The 14,162-nt window shown below is 65.1% G+C and carries 14 protein-coding genes and 1 other RNA gene; 2 read left to right on the top strand and 13 right to left on the bottom strand.

Annotation, left to right across the window (positions count from 1 at the left end; genetic code table 11):
• Positions 1 to 4: 4 nt before the first annotated feature.
• The 7 genes from mraY to mraZ are packed head-to-tail and all read right to left on the bottom strand — an operon-like array spanning position 5 to position 7,518.
• The gene (mraY, locus tag NX780_RS10085; protein ID WP_258827733.1) at positions 5 to 1,174 is read right to left on the bottom strand and encodes a phospho-N-acetylmuramoyl-pentapeptide-transferase; all 1,170 of its coding nucleotides are present in this window, start codon (positions 1,172 to 1,174) and stop codon (positions 5 to 7) included.
• A gap of 1 nt (position 1,175) precedes the next feature.
• The gene (locus tag NX780_RS10080) at positions 1,176 to 2,546 is read right to left on the bottom strand and encodes a UDP-N-acetylmuramoyl-tripeptide--D-alanyl-D-alanine ligase (protein ID WP_258827732.1); all 1,371 of its coding nucleotides are present in this window, start codon (positions 2,544 to 2,546) and stop codon (positions 1,176 to 1,178) included.
• Complete coding sequence (locus NX780_RS10075; protein ID WP_258827731.1) at positions 2,546 to 4,057, bottom strand: UDP-N-acetylmuramoyl-L-alanyl-D-glutamate--2,6-diaminopimelate ligase; 1,512 nt, start codon at positions 4,055 to 4,057, stop codon at positions 2,546 to 2,548. The genes NX780_RS10080 and NX780_RS10075 overlap by 1 nt, the downstream gene beginning before the upstream one ends.
• Positions 4,047 to 5,843 carry a peptidoglycan D,D-transpeptidase FtsI family protein gene (locus NX780_RS10070; protein ID WP_258827730.1) on the bottom strand — a complete coding sequence of 599 codons (1,797 nt, stop codon included), beginning with the start codon at positions 5,841 to 5,843 and terminating at the stop codon, positions 4,047 to 4,049. The genes NX780_RS10075 and NX780_RS10070 overlap by 11 nt, the downstream gene beginning before the upstream one ends.
• On the bottom strand, positions 5,840 to 6,112 hold the full coding sequence (gene ftsL / locus NX780_RS10065) for a cell division protein FtsL (RefSeq protein WP_258827729.1): 273 nt from the start codon (positions 6,110 to 6,112) through the stop codon (positions 5,840 to 5,842). Before ftsL ends, NX780_RS10070 begins: the two co-directional genes overlap by 4 nt.
• A complete protein-coding gene (gene rsmH / locus NX780_RS10060; protein WP_258827728.1) occupies positions 6,109 to 7,083 on the bottom strand; it encodes a 16S rRNA (cytosine(1402)-N(4))-methyltransferase RsmH in 975 nt (324 codons plus the stop codon). Before rsmH ends, ftsL begins: the two co-directional genes overlap by 4 nt.
• A gap of 6 nt (positions 7,084 to 7,089) precedes the next feature.
• Positions 7,090 to 7,518: a division/cell wall cluster transcriptional repressor MraZ gene (gene mraZ, locus NX780_RS10055; RefSeq protein ID WP_159696337.1), complete on the bottom strand. Its 429-nt coding sequence runs from the start codon at positions 7,516 to 7,518 to the stop codon at positions 7,090 to 7,092.
• Positions 7,519 to 7,993: 475 nt separating this feature from the next.
• Here mraZ and NX780_RS10050 point away from each other — a divergent pair, with 475 nt between their 5' ends.
• Entirely contained in the window at positions 7,994 to 8,953 is a 960-nt protein-coding gene (locus NX780_RS10050; RefSeq protein ID WP_258827727.1) for an AAA family ATPase, read from the top strand.
• 13 nt (positions 8,954 to 8,966) lie between these two features.
• On the opposite strand, the gene NX780_RS10045 is transcribed toward NX780_RS10050, so the two are convergent.
• The 6 genes from NX780_RS10045 to NX780_RS10020 form a co-directional block, all read right to left on the bottom strand.
• Positions 8,967 to 9,311 carry a hypothetical protein gene (locus NX780_RS10045; protein WP_258827726.1) on the bottom strand — a complete coding sequence of 115 codons (345 nt, stop codon included), beginning with the start codon at positions 9,309 to 9,311 and terminating at the stop codon, positions 8,967 to 8,969.
• A 19-nt stretch (positions 9,312 to 9,330) separates the two neighbouring features.
• On the bottom strand, positions 9,331 to 9,846 hold the full coding sequence (locus tag NX780_RS10040) for a DUF6622 family protein (RefSeq protein WP_258827725.1): 516 nt from the start codon (positions 9,844 to 9,846) through the stop codon (positions 9,331 to 9,333).
• A 135-nt stretch (positions 9,847 to 9,981) separates the two neighbouring features.
• Positions 9,982 to 10,230 carry a hypothetical protein gene (locus NX780_RS10035; protein WP_258827724.1) on the bottom strand — a complete coding sequence of 83 codons (249 nt, stop codon included), beginning with the start codon at positions 10,228 to 10,230 and terminating at the stop codon, positions 9,982 to 9,984.
• 14 nt (positions 10,231 to 10,244) lie between these two features.
• Positions 10,245 to 11,732, bottom strand: coding sequence for a glycerol kinase GlpK (glpK, locus tag NX780_RS10030; RefSeq protein WP_258827723.1), 1,488 nt, complete (start codon positions 11,730 to 11,732; stop codon positions 10,245 to 10,247).
• A gap of 26 nt (positions 11,733 to 11,758) precedes the next feature.
• Positions 11,759 to 12,097, bottom strand: an RNA gene (rnpB, locus tag NX780_RS10025) — RNase P RNA component class A.
• Between the two features lie 73 nt (positions 12,098 to 12,170).
• On the bottom strand, positions 12,171 to 13,235 hold the full coding sequence (locus NX780_RS10020; protein ID WP_258827722.1) for a S41 family peptidase: 1,065 nt from the start codon (positions 13,233 to 13,235) through the stop codon (positions 12,171 to 12,173).
• Positions 13,236 to 13,536: 301 nt separating this feature from the next.
• Here NX780_RS10020 and NX780_RS10015 point away from each other — a divergent pair, with 301 nt between their 5' ends.
• A complete protein-coding gene (locus NX780_RS10015) occupies positions 13,537 to 14,127 on the top strand; it encodes a PEP-CTERM sorting domain-containing protein (RefSeq protein WP_258827721.1) in 591 nt (196 codons plus the stop codon).
• Positions 14,128 to 14,162 lie beyond the last annotated feature (35 nt).

Below are 14,162 nucleotides of genomic sequence, written 5' to 3'. Positions count from 1 at the left end.
TCGTTTAGCGCAGCTTCAGGGTAGACAGGCCGATCAGGACCAGCATCATGGTCACGATCCAGAAGCGGACCACGACCTTGGTCTCCTTCCAGCCCTTTTGTTCGAAATGGTGGTGCAGCGGCGCCATCAGGAAGACGCGGCGCCCCGCCCCGTAACGCTTCTTGGTGTACTTGAACCAGGTGACCTGGATGATCACCGACAGGGTTTCGGCCACGAACACGCCGCCCATGATGAACAGGACGATTTCCTGGCGCACGATGACGGCGATGGTACCGAGCGCGCCGCCCAGGGCCAGCGCGCCGACGTCGCCCATGAACATCTGGGCCGGGTGCGCGTTGTACCAGAGGAAGGCCAGGCCCGCCCCCGCCATCGCGCCGCAGAAGATCAGGAGTTCGCCGGCGCCGGGGATGTAAGGGATGAACAGGTATTTCGAATAGGTCACGCTGCCGGTGAGATAGGCGAACAGGCCGAGCGCGGCGCCGACCATCACGGTCGGCATGATGGCCAGGCCGTCCAGGCCGTCGGTGAAGTTGACCGCGTTCGAGGAACCGACGATGACGCAATAGGTCAGCGCGATGAAGCCCCACACGCCCATCGGGTAGCTGATCGACTTGAAGAAGGGAACGATCAGGTCGGCCTTCGGCGGCAGGGTCATGGAGAAGCCCGACTGCACCCAGGCGTAGAACAGCTGCAGCACCTGCCAGGGGTTCGCGGCCGAGACCGAGAAAGCCAGGTACAGCGCCGAGGCGATGCCGATCAGCGACATCCAGAAGTATTTTTCGCGCGAGCGCATGCCTTCCGGGTCCTTGTAGACCACCTTGCGGTAGTCGTCGACCCAGCCGACCGCGCCGAAGCCCATGGTCACGACCAGCACCGGCCAGATCAGGCGGTTCGACAAGTCGCACCACAGCAGGGTCGAGATGCCGATCGAGATCAGGACCAGTACGCCGCCCATGGTCGGGGTGCCGTGCTTGGCCAGGTGGGTCTGCGGACCGTAGGTGCGCACGGCCTGGCCGACCTTCATCGCGGTCAGCTTGCGGATCACGGCCGGGCCGCAGATCAGGCCGATGGCGATCGCCGTGATGGTGGCGAACACCGCGCGGAAGGTGATGTAGTTGAACACGCGCAGCGGACCGATGTAGTCCTGGAAGTATTGGGCAAGCCAGAGAAGCATGTTAGTGGGCGTCCTTTTTAGATTCAGTTGATCCGGTCAGGTGCTGGACCACGCGCTCCATCTTCATGAAGCGCGAGCCCTTCACCAGCACAGTCGCTTTGCTATTGCCGCCCAGTGTTGAATCCAGTGCTGCCAATAATGCGTCGAACTGCTCGTAATGCCGTGCTCCCGAGGCGCTCATGCTGCGCGTGAGTTCGCCGGTGGCGAGCACGTGTTCGATGCCACGCTGCTGGGCGTAGGCACCGACTTCTTCGTGAAATTCCTTACCCTGCGTGCCGACTTCGCCCATGTCGCCGGCCACCAGGATGCGCGGCGCCGGGTACGCCGCCAGCACGTCGATCGCGGCGCGCATCGAGTCCGGGTTGGCGTTGTAGGTGTCGTCGATGACGGTGGCGCCGCCCGCGGCCTGCTTGCGCTGCAGGCGGCCGCCGACCGGCGCGAAGGATTCCAGGCCGCGGCGAATCGCGTCCTGGGGAATGCCGGCCGCCAGGGTGCTGGCGATCGCCGCCAGCGCATTGCGCACGTTGTGCTCGCCGGCCGCGGCCAGCTCCACCGTGAATTGCGCGCCGCGCGCGCTGACCTGCAGGGTGTTGCCGAAGCCGTTCGGGGCGTAGGTGGCGCGCACGTCGCAGGCCTCGCCCAGGCCGAAGGTCAGCACGTCGCATTTCGCCAGGCCGCGCCACAGCTCCGTATAGGTATCGTCTCCCGGGAACACCGCGACTCCGTCGCCTGGCAGGGCTTCGAGCACGGAACCGTTCTCGCGCGCCACCGCTTCCACCGTGTGCATGAATTCCTGGTGCTCGCGCTGGGCGTTGTTGACCATGGCGACCGTCGGCTGGGCGATGGCGGCCAGGCGGGCGATCTCGCCCGGATGGTTCATGCCCATCTCGATCACGGCCGCGCGGTGCTGGCTGCCCAGGCGGAACAGGGTCAGCGGCACGCCGATCTCGTTGTTCAGGTTGCCCTGGGTCGCCAGGCGCGCCTCTTCCCCGAAGGCGGCGGCCAGGATGGCGGAGATCATTTCCTTGACCGTGGTCTTGCCGTTCGATCCGGTCACCCCGATCACGGGAATCGCGTGCCGCGCGCGCCAGCTGTTCGCGATGCGGCCCAGCGCCACCAGGGTGTCGGGCACCACGATGGCAGGCAGGGTCCAGCCTTCCGGCAGCGCATGTACCACCACGGCTGCCACGCCGCGTCCTGCCACCTGGTCGAGGAAGCTGTGCGCATCGAAGGTCTCGCCCTTGAGCGCCACGAACAGCGCGCCGGCGGGCGCCGTGCGGCTGTCGGTCGAGACGCCATCGAATGCCACGTCACCGCCCACCAGCTGTGCGCCAGGAATAGCAGCGACGAGTTGTGCTAGGGTAGCGCGCATCAATGCGTCCTCATCATGGTAAGCCGCGCGGTCAAGGCCAGCGAAGCATGGTCGGCGTCCGAAAATGGAATCTTCTTTCCCTTGATTTCCTGGTAGGGCTCGTGGCCCTTCCCTGCCAGCAGGATCACGTCCTGCTTGCCGGCGTTCTTCACGGCCAGCAGGATCGCGGTCGCCCGGTCTTCCACCGCCTGGTAGTCCTTGTCCATCCCGACCACGATCTGCGCGATGATGCTCGCAGGGTCTTCGCTGCGCGGGTTGTCGCTGGTGACCAGCACGTGGTCCGCCGCCTGGGCGATCCTGCCCATCTGCGGACGCTTGCCCGGATCGCGGTCGCCGCCGCAGCCGAACACGCACCACAACTCGCCGCCCCGCTCGGAAGCCACCTGGCGCAGCGCGGCCAGGGTCTTCTCCAGCGCGTCCGGGGTGTGCGCGTAGTCGATCACGACCATCGGCGCATCCTGGCCGCCGACCTGCTGCATGCGGCCCGGGGCCGGGGCCAGGGCTTCGATGGCCTCGACCGCGTTCTTCAAGGGCACATCGCGCGCCAGCAGCGCGCCCAGCACCGCCAGCGCATTGCTGACGTTGAAGTGGCCGACCAGCTGGGTTTTCACGAGCGCCGAACCGGCAGGCGATTCGAGCTGGAACTCGGTTCCCGCATTGCGGCTGCGGATGTTCGTTGCGCGCAGCAGATGCACGCCGTCGATGGCCGCCTCGTCCCTGAGCGTGTAGCCCATGACCGGCAGCGACGCGAAATTGCTGCGCAGGTGCGCCACCAGGCGCAGGCCGGCCGGGTCGTCCAGGTTGACGATGGCGGCGCCCAGCTTCGGCCACTCGAAGAGCTTGACCTTGGCCGCCTCGTAGCTCGCCATGTCGCCATGGAAGTCGAGGTGGTCGCGGGTGAGATTCGTGAAGATGGCGACGTCGAAATGCATGCCGGCCGTGCGTTCCTGCACCAGGCCGATCGACGAGACTTCGATGGCCAGCGCACTGGCCTGCTGCGCGCGCAGGTCGGCGAGGGTCTGCGCCAGCAGCACCGCGTCCGGCGTGGTATAGCCGGTGGCATCGAAACTCGGTTCGGCCTTGCCTTTCACGAGGCCGACACCCAGGGTGCCGACGATGGCGGCGGTCTCGCCCAGGCGCGCCAGCGCCTGCGCGGTCCACACCGCGATCGAGGTCTTGCCGTTGGTGCCGGTGACGCCGACCGTGAACATGCCGCTGTCGGGCTGTTCGAGCACGGCGTGGGCGATCAGGCCCGCATGCTTCTTCAGTTCCGGCACGCCGCGGTGGGCGACGCCGTGCGCCGGGTCCCACGCGTAATCCTGTTCGTCGTACACGACGGCGGCGGCGCCGGCGGCGATCGCCGCGCCGATGAATTTGCGTCCATCCGCGGCATCGCCCGGATAGGCGAAGAACACGTCGCCCGGCTTCACGCGGCGCGAGTCGGAAACGAGAATGCCGCCCTGGGCGGCGGCGCGGATCCACGCGATGATGTCGTTCAGGTCAAGCGCCATCTATGCTCTCCTCAACGGGCTCTTCTGGAATGATGATGTCTGTGATCGACGAGTCGGGCGGCACGTTCGCGGCCCGCAAGGCGTTCGCCGCCAGGTCCGCCGCGGTCGGCGCGGCCACGCTGCCGCCGGTGCGCAAGGCCCCTCGCGGGTTGTCGATCATGACGGCGATGATGAACCTGGGCTTGGACATCGGCGCGATGCCGACGAAGTAGCCGATGTTGTCGGTGCGCGAGTAGCGGCCATTGACGATCTTCTCGGCGGTGCCGGTCTTGCCGCCGATGCGGTAGCCGGGCACCTGCGCCTTCGATGCCGTGCCTTCCGGGCTCACCACGGATTCGAGCATGGTGCGCACCTGGGCCGCGGTCTTCGGCGAGATCACCTGCTGGCCCACCGGCTTTTCGTCCATCTTCAGGAAGGACAGCGGGATGATGTCGCCGTTGCGGGCGAAGATCATGTAGGAGCGCGCCATCTGCAGCAGCGAGACCGACAGGCCGTGGCCGAAGGCCATGTTGGCGTATTCGATGGGCTTCCACGATTTCCATGGACGCACGCGGCCGGCGGTGGCGCCCGGGAAGCCGAAGCGCGGCGCCTGGCCGTAGCCCAGCTTGGTGTACATCTCCCACATCTCCTGGGCCGGGATCATCTGCGAGATCTTCACCACGCCGATGTTCGAGGACTTCTGGATGATGCCGCCCACGTTGCGCACGCCGTAGTTGTGGGTGTCGCGGATGCGCTTGCCGGTCACGACCATGTAGCCGGGATTGAGGTCGAACACGGTATCCGGCGTGATGCGTCTGGTTTCCAGGCCAAGCGCCACCGTCACCGGCTTGATGGTGGAGCCGGGCTCGAAGGTGTCGGTAATGACGCGGTTGCGCAGCTGGGCGCCGGTCAGCTTGGAGCGGTCGTTCGGGTTGTAGGTCGGGTAGTTGGCCATGGCCAGCACTTCGCCGGTCTCCACGTCCAGCACCACGGCGCCGCCGGCCTGGGCGTTGAACTTCTCGACCGCGTTCTTCACGCTGGTGAAGGCGATGTACTGCAGCTTGCTGTCGACCGACAGGGTCAGGTCCTTGCCCTGGTGCGGCTCGCGGAACATGCCGAGATCCTCGGCGATGTGGCCGAGACGGTCCTTGATTACGCGGCGGCTGCCCGGCACGCCCATCAGGGCCTTCTGGTGGAACAGCTCGATGCCTTCCTGGCCCACGTCCTCGACGTTGGTGAAGCCGACCAGGTGGGTCATCACTTCGCCCTGCGGGTAGAAGCGCTTGTATTCCTTGCGGGTGTCCAGGCCCTCGATCTTGAGTTTCTCGATCTCGGCGATGACCGGCATCTCGACCTGGCGCTTGAGGTACACGAAGGTGCGGTCCGAATCGAGCTTTCTGCGCAGTTCGGACTCCGGCATCTCGAGCAGGCGCGCCAGCGCCGTGATCTTCTCGGGCGGATTGTTCAGCAGGTCTTCGGGGATCGCCCACACGGCCTTGACCGGCAGCGAAGACGCCAGCACGGCGCCGTTGCGGTCGGTGATCTTGCCGCGCGTGGCCGGCAATTCCAGCGTGCGCTCGTAGCGGCTCTTGCCCTGCTTTTGCAGGAACTGGCTCGACATGCCCTGCAGCCAGAGCGCCTTCGCGGCCAGGACCGCGAAGGCCGCGAACAGCACGAACAGCACCAGGCGCGAACGCCAGTTCGGCACGTTCACGGCCAGCACGGGGCTCTTCGAGAAGGCCACGCCTTTCGAAGCCGCGACGCGCGCGGTCGAACGGCGGTCAGCGCGGTTGGCGTTCCAGTTCATCGGGCGCCTTCCGTCAGGTACTGGGTACGGGCGGGCGTGAGCGGCGCCATGTTCAGGCTGGCGCGCGCGATCTGCTCGATGCGCTCGTTCTTGCCGAGCGTGGACTGGTCGAGCTGCAGCTGGGCCCAGTCGATCTCGAGCTGGCGCGACTGCTGCTGCAGGCGCTCCAGCTCGATGAGCAGGTGGCGCGCCTGGTAGCGCGCGTTCACCACGGAGAGCGCACAGCCCACCACGGCGATCGCCAGCACGGCGTTCAGCTTGGCGCTCATTGCGCGCCTCCCAGGCGTTCAGCCACGCGCAGCACCGCGGAACGGGCGCGCGGATTCACGTCCACCTCGGCGTCGGACGGTTTGATCTTGGCGATGAGCTTCATCTGCGGTTGCGGCAAATCGGCAGCGCGGATCGGCAGCCGGCGATCCGGCTGCGCGACCTTGGCCTTCGACGCCAGGAACTGCTTGACCATGCGGTCTTCCAGCGAGTGGAAGCTGATCACGGACATGCGCGCACCCGGCGCCAGCATGGCGTACGCGGCATTCAGGCCTGCTTCGAGGTCCTCAAGCTCCTGATTGATGAAAATCCGGATAGCCTGAAAGGTCCGGGTTGCCGGATCCTTGCCCTTCTCGCGGGTTTTGACCGCGCCTGCCACGACTGCGGCAAGCTCTCGTGTGGTCGAAATTGGCTGGATTGCCCGGCGAGCAACAATCGCCTTTGCAATCTGGAAAGCAAACCGCTCTTCTCCATAATCTCGAATAACCTTTTCCAATTGTTGTTCCGCCGCGGTGGCCAGCCATTCGGCCGCCGACATCCCGCGCGTGGTATCCATGCGCATGTCGAGGGGGCCATCCTGGCGGAAACTGAATCCGCGGGTGGCGTCGTCCACCTGGGGCGACGAAATACCAAGGTCCAGCAGGATGCCGTCCACCTGGCCGATGCCGCGCGCGGCAAGCGCGTCGGTCATCGTGGCAAAACTGTCATGCACGATCGTGAAACGGGGATCGATCACCGCCTGGGCGGTGGCGATTGCCTGCGGGTCCTTGTCGAACGCGATCAGGCGACCCTGCGCGCCCAGCCTGGACAGGATCAGGCGGCTGTGCCCGCCCCGGCCGAACGTGCCATCTATATAAGTACCGTCGGCGCGCTCACCAAGCAGGTTGAGCGCATCGACCGCTTCGTCCAGCAGCACCGTCCGGTGCTGATACTCAGGGACCTTCGTTCCCGGCACCGTCTTTGTTTCCGTCATGGCGCCTCAGAAGGAGAAATTGGAAAGGACATCGGGCATGCCGCCGGCAACGGCCTCGGCTTCGCTCTCGGCGAGCTTGGCGGCATCCCAGATTTCGAAATGCGTGCCCATGCCCAGCATCATGACTTCCTTCTCCAGACCCACGGCGGCGCGCAGCTCGGGCGAGATCAGTACCCGGCCGGCGCTGTCCAACTCGACATCGCACGCGTTACCAAGGAAAATGCGCTGCCACGCACGGGCCGACATCGGCCACGAAGCGATCTGCTCGCGGTGTTGTTCCCACACGGGACGGGGGAAGAACAGCAGGCAGCCGTGCGGGTGTTTCGTCAGCGTCATCCGGCCTTCGCACTGGACCGCGAGGGCGTCACGATGCTTTGCCGGAATCGACATCCTTCCCTTTGCATCGAGATTGATCGCTGACGCGCCCTGGAACACGTATTTACCTAGCTTTGGAGAGTTATCAACTTAGTATTGTTTTAGTGCCCGGGGCTCCGAAAATCCCCCACAAATCGACACTTTTTCACACTGTTTCCCACTTTATTGGAATCAAGATTGGTGGTCAAGCGAATTCACGCTTGAGAAAACCGAAATTTGCTAATGAAACCAAGGACTTAGCGGCGCGTGTTAACCTCATGTCAACCTAAAATGTCTCCTAAATCAGTCACTTAGGAAACGGATTGAAGGTTCCACCTCACTTGTATGGACAATAAATACCTTGATCCGCGTCAGCCGCGCCCGTCTCGTTTACGCATGGAAATTAAAGTTTCCAAGCAGAATTGCCCGTTTTGAAATTGCGGGGCTCGGCAGGAAGCGTTAGGATCGGGACAAGGCGATGACCTATCCTGCTTCAATGGCCCGCTCGGCGGGATGGCAGCCGGACGGGAGCGGGCTTGCTGTCAAGGAGTCTGCCGTGAGCATCACCCTCGCCCATACCTGCGCGGTCTACGACCTGATCGAAGTTCAGGAAGCGCTGGACCGTAGCCGCGGCCGCTCCCCGGAGCTCGAAGCGTTCTATGAACGCATGCTCGAAACCGGGGCCGACCGTTTCGTCACCACCCCCTCCTCGATCGACGCCCTCGATCCCCTCTTCGAGGAATGCCCGAACTTCGACGAAGTCCTGGACGACCTCGCGCGCTACCTGCGCCTCGCCCACGCGAGTAGAGATAGAAGCGCCGGCTTCAACGTCATGCCCATCCTGCTGCTGGGCGGCCCGGGCGTCGGCAAGACCCACTTCGCCAAGCGCCTGGCCCGGGTCATGCAGACCGAGTGCGAGCTGATCAGCATGAACGCCCTGTCGGCCGGCTTCGTCATCACCGGCAGCTCGGCCAGCTGGCGCGGGGCCAAGTGCGGCAAGGTAGCCGAGCGCCTGGTGCGCGGGCAGTATGCCAACCCGGTGGTGGTGCTGGACGAGGTGGAAAAGGCGACCGGCTCCTCGCAGTCCGATCCCCTGGCCGCCCTTTATCAATTGCTGGAGCCGGAAACCTCGAAGGCCTTCCGCGACGAATTCATCGACGTCGACCTCGACGCCAGCCGCATCTTCTGGGTGCTGACCGCGAATTCGACCGAAGGGATCCCGGCGCCGCTGCTCAACCGCATGGCAGTCTACGAGGTGCCGGCGCCCACGCCCGAACAGGCGGCCGGCATCGCCCAGCGCATGTACCGGGGCCTGGTGCGGGAGATGAACCTGTCGGGCTTCGACGATGCGCTGGAGGACGCGGTGCTCGACAAGCTGGCGCCGGTGTCGCCGCGCGACCTGCGCAAGACCCTGCTCGACTCTCTGGGCTACGCGGTGGCGGATGGGCGCGGGCATGTGACGACTGCCGATATCCGCCTGCGGCCGATGCCGGGCAAGAGCCGGATCGGCTTTTGAGAAGGCCTGCGTTTCAGGCGGACCCGGTCCAGGCACGCAGCGCCCTGGATCGGAAGAAGAACCAGGCTGCGGCGAGGCTACCAAGGCCGAACGGAATCGCGACAAGGAGAACGATCGAATTGGAAGCATTCGACAGTCCCGCAAACAGGGCATACAGCCCGCCCGCGAAGTAGAGCACCCCGAGCACGTAGCGGGCGAACCCGTATCCCTTCAGCAGGAACGCGAACAGGATCGTGAGCACCAGGAAGCGGAACAGTATCTTGGAGATATTCCCGCCCATTGCCACCGTAAGAAGCTCGACGCCGGCAGTGATACCGAAGATCCACGCCATCCCCTGCAAAGCCGGCCGCTTCCTCATACATCCTCCTGAATTCGAATCAGGGCATGGTAGCAGGTGCAAACACTCGCGGGTGACGTACGGCAGTGAGGTCGCCCGCCAGCCGACCGAGGAAACAGCCATTGCACAGCCCCAGCAGCCCACACGTCGCCGCCGCAAACAAGGCTTTGCCAGCCAGCCCAGGCTGGATCGCCAACGCCACAGCCAGCGCATACTTGACCCCGAAGGTCATCAGCATCAGGACCAGCGGCGTCCAGCTGCCACGAATACGGAGGGTGCCGGGCACCACGCCGGCAGAGGCGCGGCCTGCGCCGGACACCCGGGACAACAGGGCGGCAACGGCCGCGCCGATTGCCCAGGCGAGCATCGCCACGCTCGCCACGCCAAACTGCGTCGCGATGGCCTGCATCGACAGGACCAGCATCAGGAAGGGAATCACCAGCATGCGGCCAACGCTCATCTCGCGCTCACGCGAGGCGAGCACGCCCCGGTAAATCAGGAAAGCGAGGATCGCCCAGACGTAGATGGGGGTGTGGGTGAGAATCTGATACAGCATGGCCGGCTCCGTGTGGTGAATGTGGGCTGACTGTAGCGGGCCCTCGGGAGCGGATTGGCGGCTTGCGACGAAACGGCGCCGGGAAGCGCGAACTGCATGGGAAGAGCGCCAGTTGCGGCGCCCTGCGACACCGGCCTAGCGCTCGCCGCTCGGGAAGCGCCCGGGTGGTTCGCCCTTGCGCAAGCAGATGAAGATCAGCAGCCCGGCCAGCGTAAAGGTGAAGGCGATGAAGTAGTGAGCGCCATGGGGAGTGATCAGGATGCCTCCGCCGATCAGCAGGATGAAGAATGCGGCATAGACCAGGCTGCCCTGCCACGTAAGCGGCTGGCCCCAACCCCAGCCATTGCCAGGCGGCTTTGCCGCGAACCAGTATTTCTGCGTCATGTTGCCCCCCTTCCTTAATCAGCGCCCCATAGCTTCGCATGCTCGACCGCCCGCGTCCAGCGTGCCATGAGGGCCGCGCGCCGGTCCGCATCCATGGCCGGCTCGAAGCGCTTCTCGACCTGCCACTGGCGTTCGATGCCTTCCACCGATTCCCAGAAGCCGACCGCCAGCCCGGCAAGATAGGCCGCGCCCAGGGCCGTGGTTTCAAGGACGCGCGGCCGCACCACCGGCACGCCCAGCAGGTCGGCCTGGAACTGCATCAGGAGGTCGTTGCGCGCGGCCCCGCCGTCGGCGCGGATCTCGGTGACCGCGCAGTCGGCATCCTTCTGCATGGACGCCAATAGCTCGGCGCTCTGGTAGGCGATCGCCTCCACCGCCGCGCGGGCGATGTGGGCGCTGGTCGTCCCGCGGCTCAATCCGATGATGGTGGCGCGCGCATGCGGGTCCCAATGGGGCGCCCCGAGGCCGGTGAAGGCCGGCACCAGCAGCACGCCTCCGCTGTCCGGCACGCTGGTGGCCAGCGCCTCCACGTCCGCCGACGCCTTGATGATGCCGAGGCCGTCGCGCAGCCACTGCACCGTGGCGCCGCCCATGAAGACGCTGCCTTCCAATAGATAGTCGGTGGCGCCGCCCACGGTCCAGCCGACGGTGGAGAGCAGGCGGTTGCGGGACACGGGCGGCGTGGCGCCCGCATGCATCAGCATGAAGCAGCCGGTCCCGTAGGTGTTCTTGACCAGGCCCTTGCGGTGGCAGGCCTGGCCGAAGGTGGCGGCCTGCTGGTCGCCCGCGATGCCGGCGATCGGAATCGCGCGGCCGAACCATTCCGCGGCTGCCAGCCCGACGACCTCGGCGCTGGCCACGACCTCGGGCAGCAGCACCGCCGGAATATCGAACAGCGCCAGCAGCTCCTCGTCCCATTGCAAGGTGTGGATGTTGAACAGCATGGTGCGCCCCGCATTGCTGGCATCGGTGACGTGGCGTCCGCACAGGCGGTAGACGAGCCAGCTGTCGACGGTGCCGAAGGCCAGTTCGCCGCGCTCGGCGCGGGTCCGGGCGCCGGGCACGTGCTCCAGCAGCCATTGCAGCTTGGTGGCGGAAAAATAGGCGTCGACCTCAAGGCCGGTGCGCCCCTGGATGAAGTCCGCCTTCCCTTCCGCCCGCAGGCGATCGCAGGCATCCGCCGTGCGCCGGTCCTGCCAGACGATGGCAGGGGCGACCGGTTCGCCAGTGGCCCGGTCCCACAGCACGGTGGTCTCGCGCTGGTTGGCGATGCCGATGGCGGCCACCCGGGATGCGTCGATGCGGGCTTGTGCGAGCGCCTCGCGCGCGCAGGCGAGCTGGCTGTGCCAGATGTCGAGCGCGTCGTGCTCGACCCAGCCGGGCCGGGGGAAATGCTGGGGATATTCGTGCTGGCTGCTCGCGACCGGCAGCCCTTCGTGGTCGAAGACGATGGCGCGCGAGCTGGTGGTGCCCTGGTCGAGCGCCAGGATGTATTTCTGCATCGTAGCCTCCGCCAGGGAGAGAATTCATGTAAAGCAGGCCGATAGGCCGGATTCTGTGTAGTGGTCTCCCTTGCGGGACGCCCCTATGACAGCCATTCCTCTAGGCGCTGGATTACTCCAGCGCTCAAGCTTCCTACCCGCACGCTCCGCGAGCAACATCAACGCGTGCCTATTTGGAATTGCTCCAGGTGGAGGTTACCGCGTTTCACCGTAACTTAATACGCTCGTCTCTGTGGCCCTATTCCTCGCCTTATACCTTGCGGCTTTCAGCGGACGGCCGTTAACCGTCACCCTGCTCTGTGGAGTCCGGACCTTCCTCCCGCCATCACCCGAAGATGACGACCAGCGGCTGTCTGGCCTGCTTCACGGCCGACATTGTAACCGATGCGCGTCGCCAACCGGCCCGAATCCGCGCCGGCCGTGTCGATGGGGCGACGTTCACTTCCAGGAACCGGTCTCGAGCCAGCGCGCCACCCGCGCCACCTCCTGCGCCTTGCCGGCCTCGTCCAGGGGGCGCGGCAGCAGGATGTCGGGCGGGATGCCGATGGTGTCGATGCGCATGTCGGAGGCCCGGGTCGAGCGCGAAGTGCCGTACTTCAGCACCCGGCCGGAAGGCAGCGGGTGCGGGCGCATGTTCGCAACGTCGATCACGCCGGCGCTCGGGCGGCCCACCAGTTTTACCCGATAGCCGGTGCGCACCGTCAGCAGGAACTGTTCGCAGGTGCTGCCGCAGTCGCGGTCGACCAGCACCGCCACTTTCGCGGGCGCCTTCGGCTCCGGCTTGCCGATGTCGTCGAACGTGATCCGCGCTTCGCCGCCCAGCACCATGCTGCCGTTCGGGGCGGCGCGCATCTTGTTGACAATAGGCGCGATCATCTCCGAACAGGCCTGTTGCTCGGCGCTCCGCTGGCAGATCTCCTCCTGGGCCTTGATGTTGGCCGGCGTGACGAGGAACTCGGCACGGTGCGTCGGGTAGTCGCCGTCCAGCAGCCATGGCAGCAGGGGGGCATACGTCGGGTCGGCGCCCCCGCCGTTGTCGCGCAGGTCGACGATCCAGTTGCGGTGCGATGCGAGCTGCGCGCGATTGTCCTTGACCAGCGCCCTCACCGCCGCGGCGTAGCTGTCCTTGAAGCTAGGGATCACGAGCAGCACCGTGTCCTTGCCGAGCACCTTGAAAGAAGGCAGGCGCGGATCGCCCGCCCCGCCAGGCTTGAACTGCGCGGCCGCGCTGCCGGTGGCCGCAAGATGCGACACGCTCAGGTGCCCCGGCCGCCATGCGGCCAGGTAGGCATCCAGCACCGCATCGCAGGCGGCGTCGTCGCCGGCACGCGCGGCATCCTCGCGCGCCTTGCGCAATGCCCGCTCGATCCGGTCACCATGGCTTGCCAGGTGGTCCTGGGCGCCGGCATCGTTGACCGGCATGAAGGCGGCGATCTCCTCCAGGTCGGCACGACATGCGGCTGCCGGCATGTCGGCCAGGGCAGAGGCCGCGTGAAGCGGCAAGAAAATCGAAAATAATAGCCGGATCAGATGCCTGTGCTGCATAAGCAGATCGCTCCATTTGCATGAAGCTTTTGATAATAGCTCTTTCTTGCCGTGTCATAAAAGAATTCCGGCGATGAGGATGCCTGACGCTAAGCAGCTCGCATAAATGTTTTCAACTTAATGTCGAAGAATTTTACATTTGACCAAACCCACCTTGCATAATCTATTCTTTATTAGTTAAATCAAATACTTACATTAATTTATGAATTGGGCACGGTTGTTGCGTTCACATTCGGTTCAACCACAACGGAGGATGTCCATGTCGCTCAATTCACTCAAAAAATTGTTTGCCGACCTGTCGTTGCTGTTCTGTACTTCCGCCTTCGCCGGTCCGCTGACCTTCACCTTCACCGATGGTTTCGACAGCGTCGGCGAATTCGGCAACCCAAGCAATACCATTGTGAACCTGGATGTTGGCGCCAACTCGCGCATCACGAGCATCTCCTATGCCGTCAACGTCACTGCCTACGATCCGAGCTGGCTGGACGAGCTCAGCTTCGCCTTCACCAACTCGAAGGTGACCGAGGGCGTGATACTGGAACCAGGCCTCGGGGATATCGTTCCCGGCACCACGGACTACAGCGGCTCCATCGACCTGGTGCTCAATGGCCTGGACTTCACGGTCGGCGTCGACGGCATCCTGCGCCTCGAGTTCTTTGAATACTACGATGATGACGACGTCTTCCCGGATGGCCGCTGGAACTTCGGCTCCATCACGTTCGGCATCGAACCGTTCGAAGAGCCCGCTCCGGTGCCGGAACCGGCCAGCGCCCTTCTGGTCGCCGCCGGCCTGGCAGCGATGGCTTCCCGCCGCCGCGGCGCCGGAGCGAAGGCGCACCGGACCTCCTGATCCGTCAACCGTCCTTGCGGGCACACCCGGCCACA

The sequence above is a fragment of the Massilia agri genome, from assembly GCF_024753255.1.
In the GTDB taxonomy this organism is placed as follows: Bacteria; Pseudomonadota; Gammaproteobacteria; order Burkholderiales; family Burkholderiaceae_D; genus Telluria; species Telluria agri.
The sequence above is the reverse complement of the archived record's forward strand: the minus strand, read 5'-3'. Positions and strand labels throughout refer to the sequence as shown.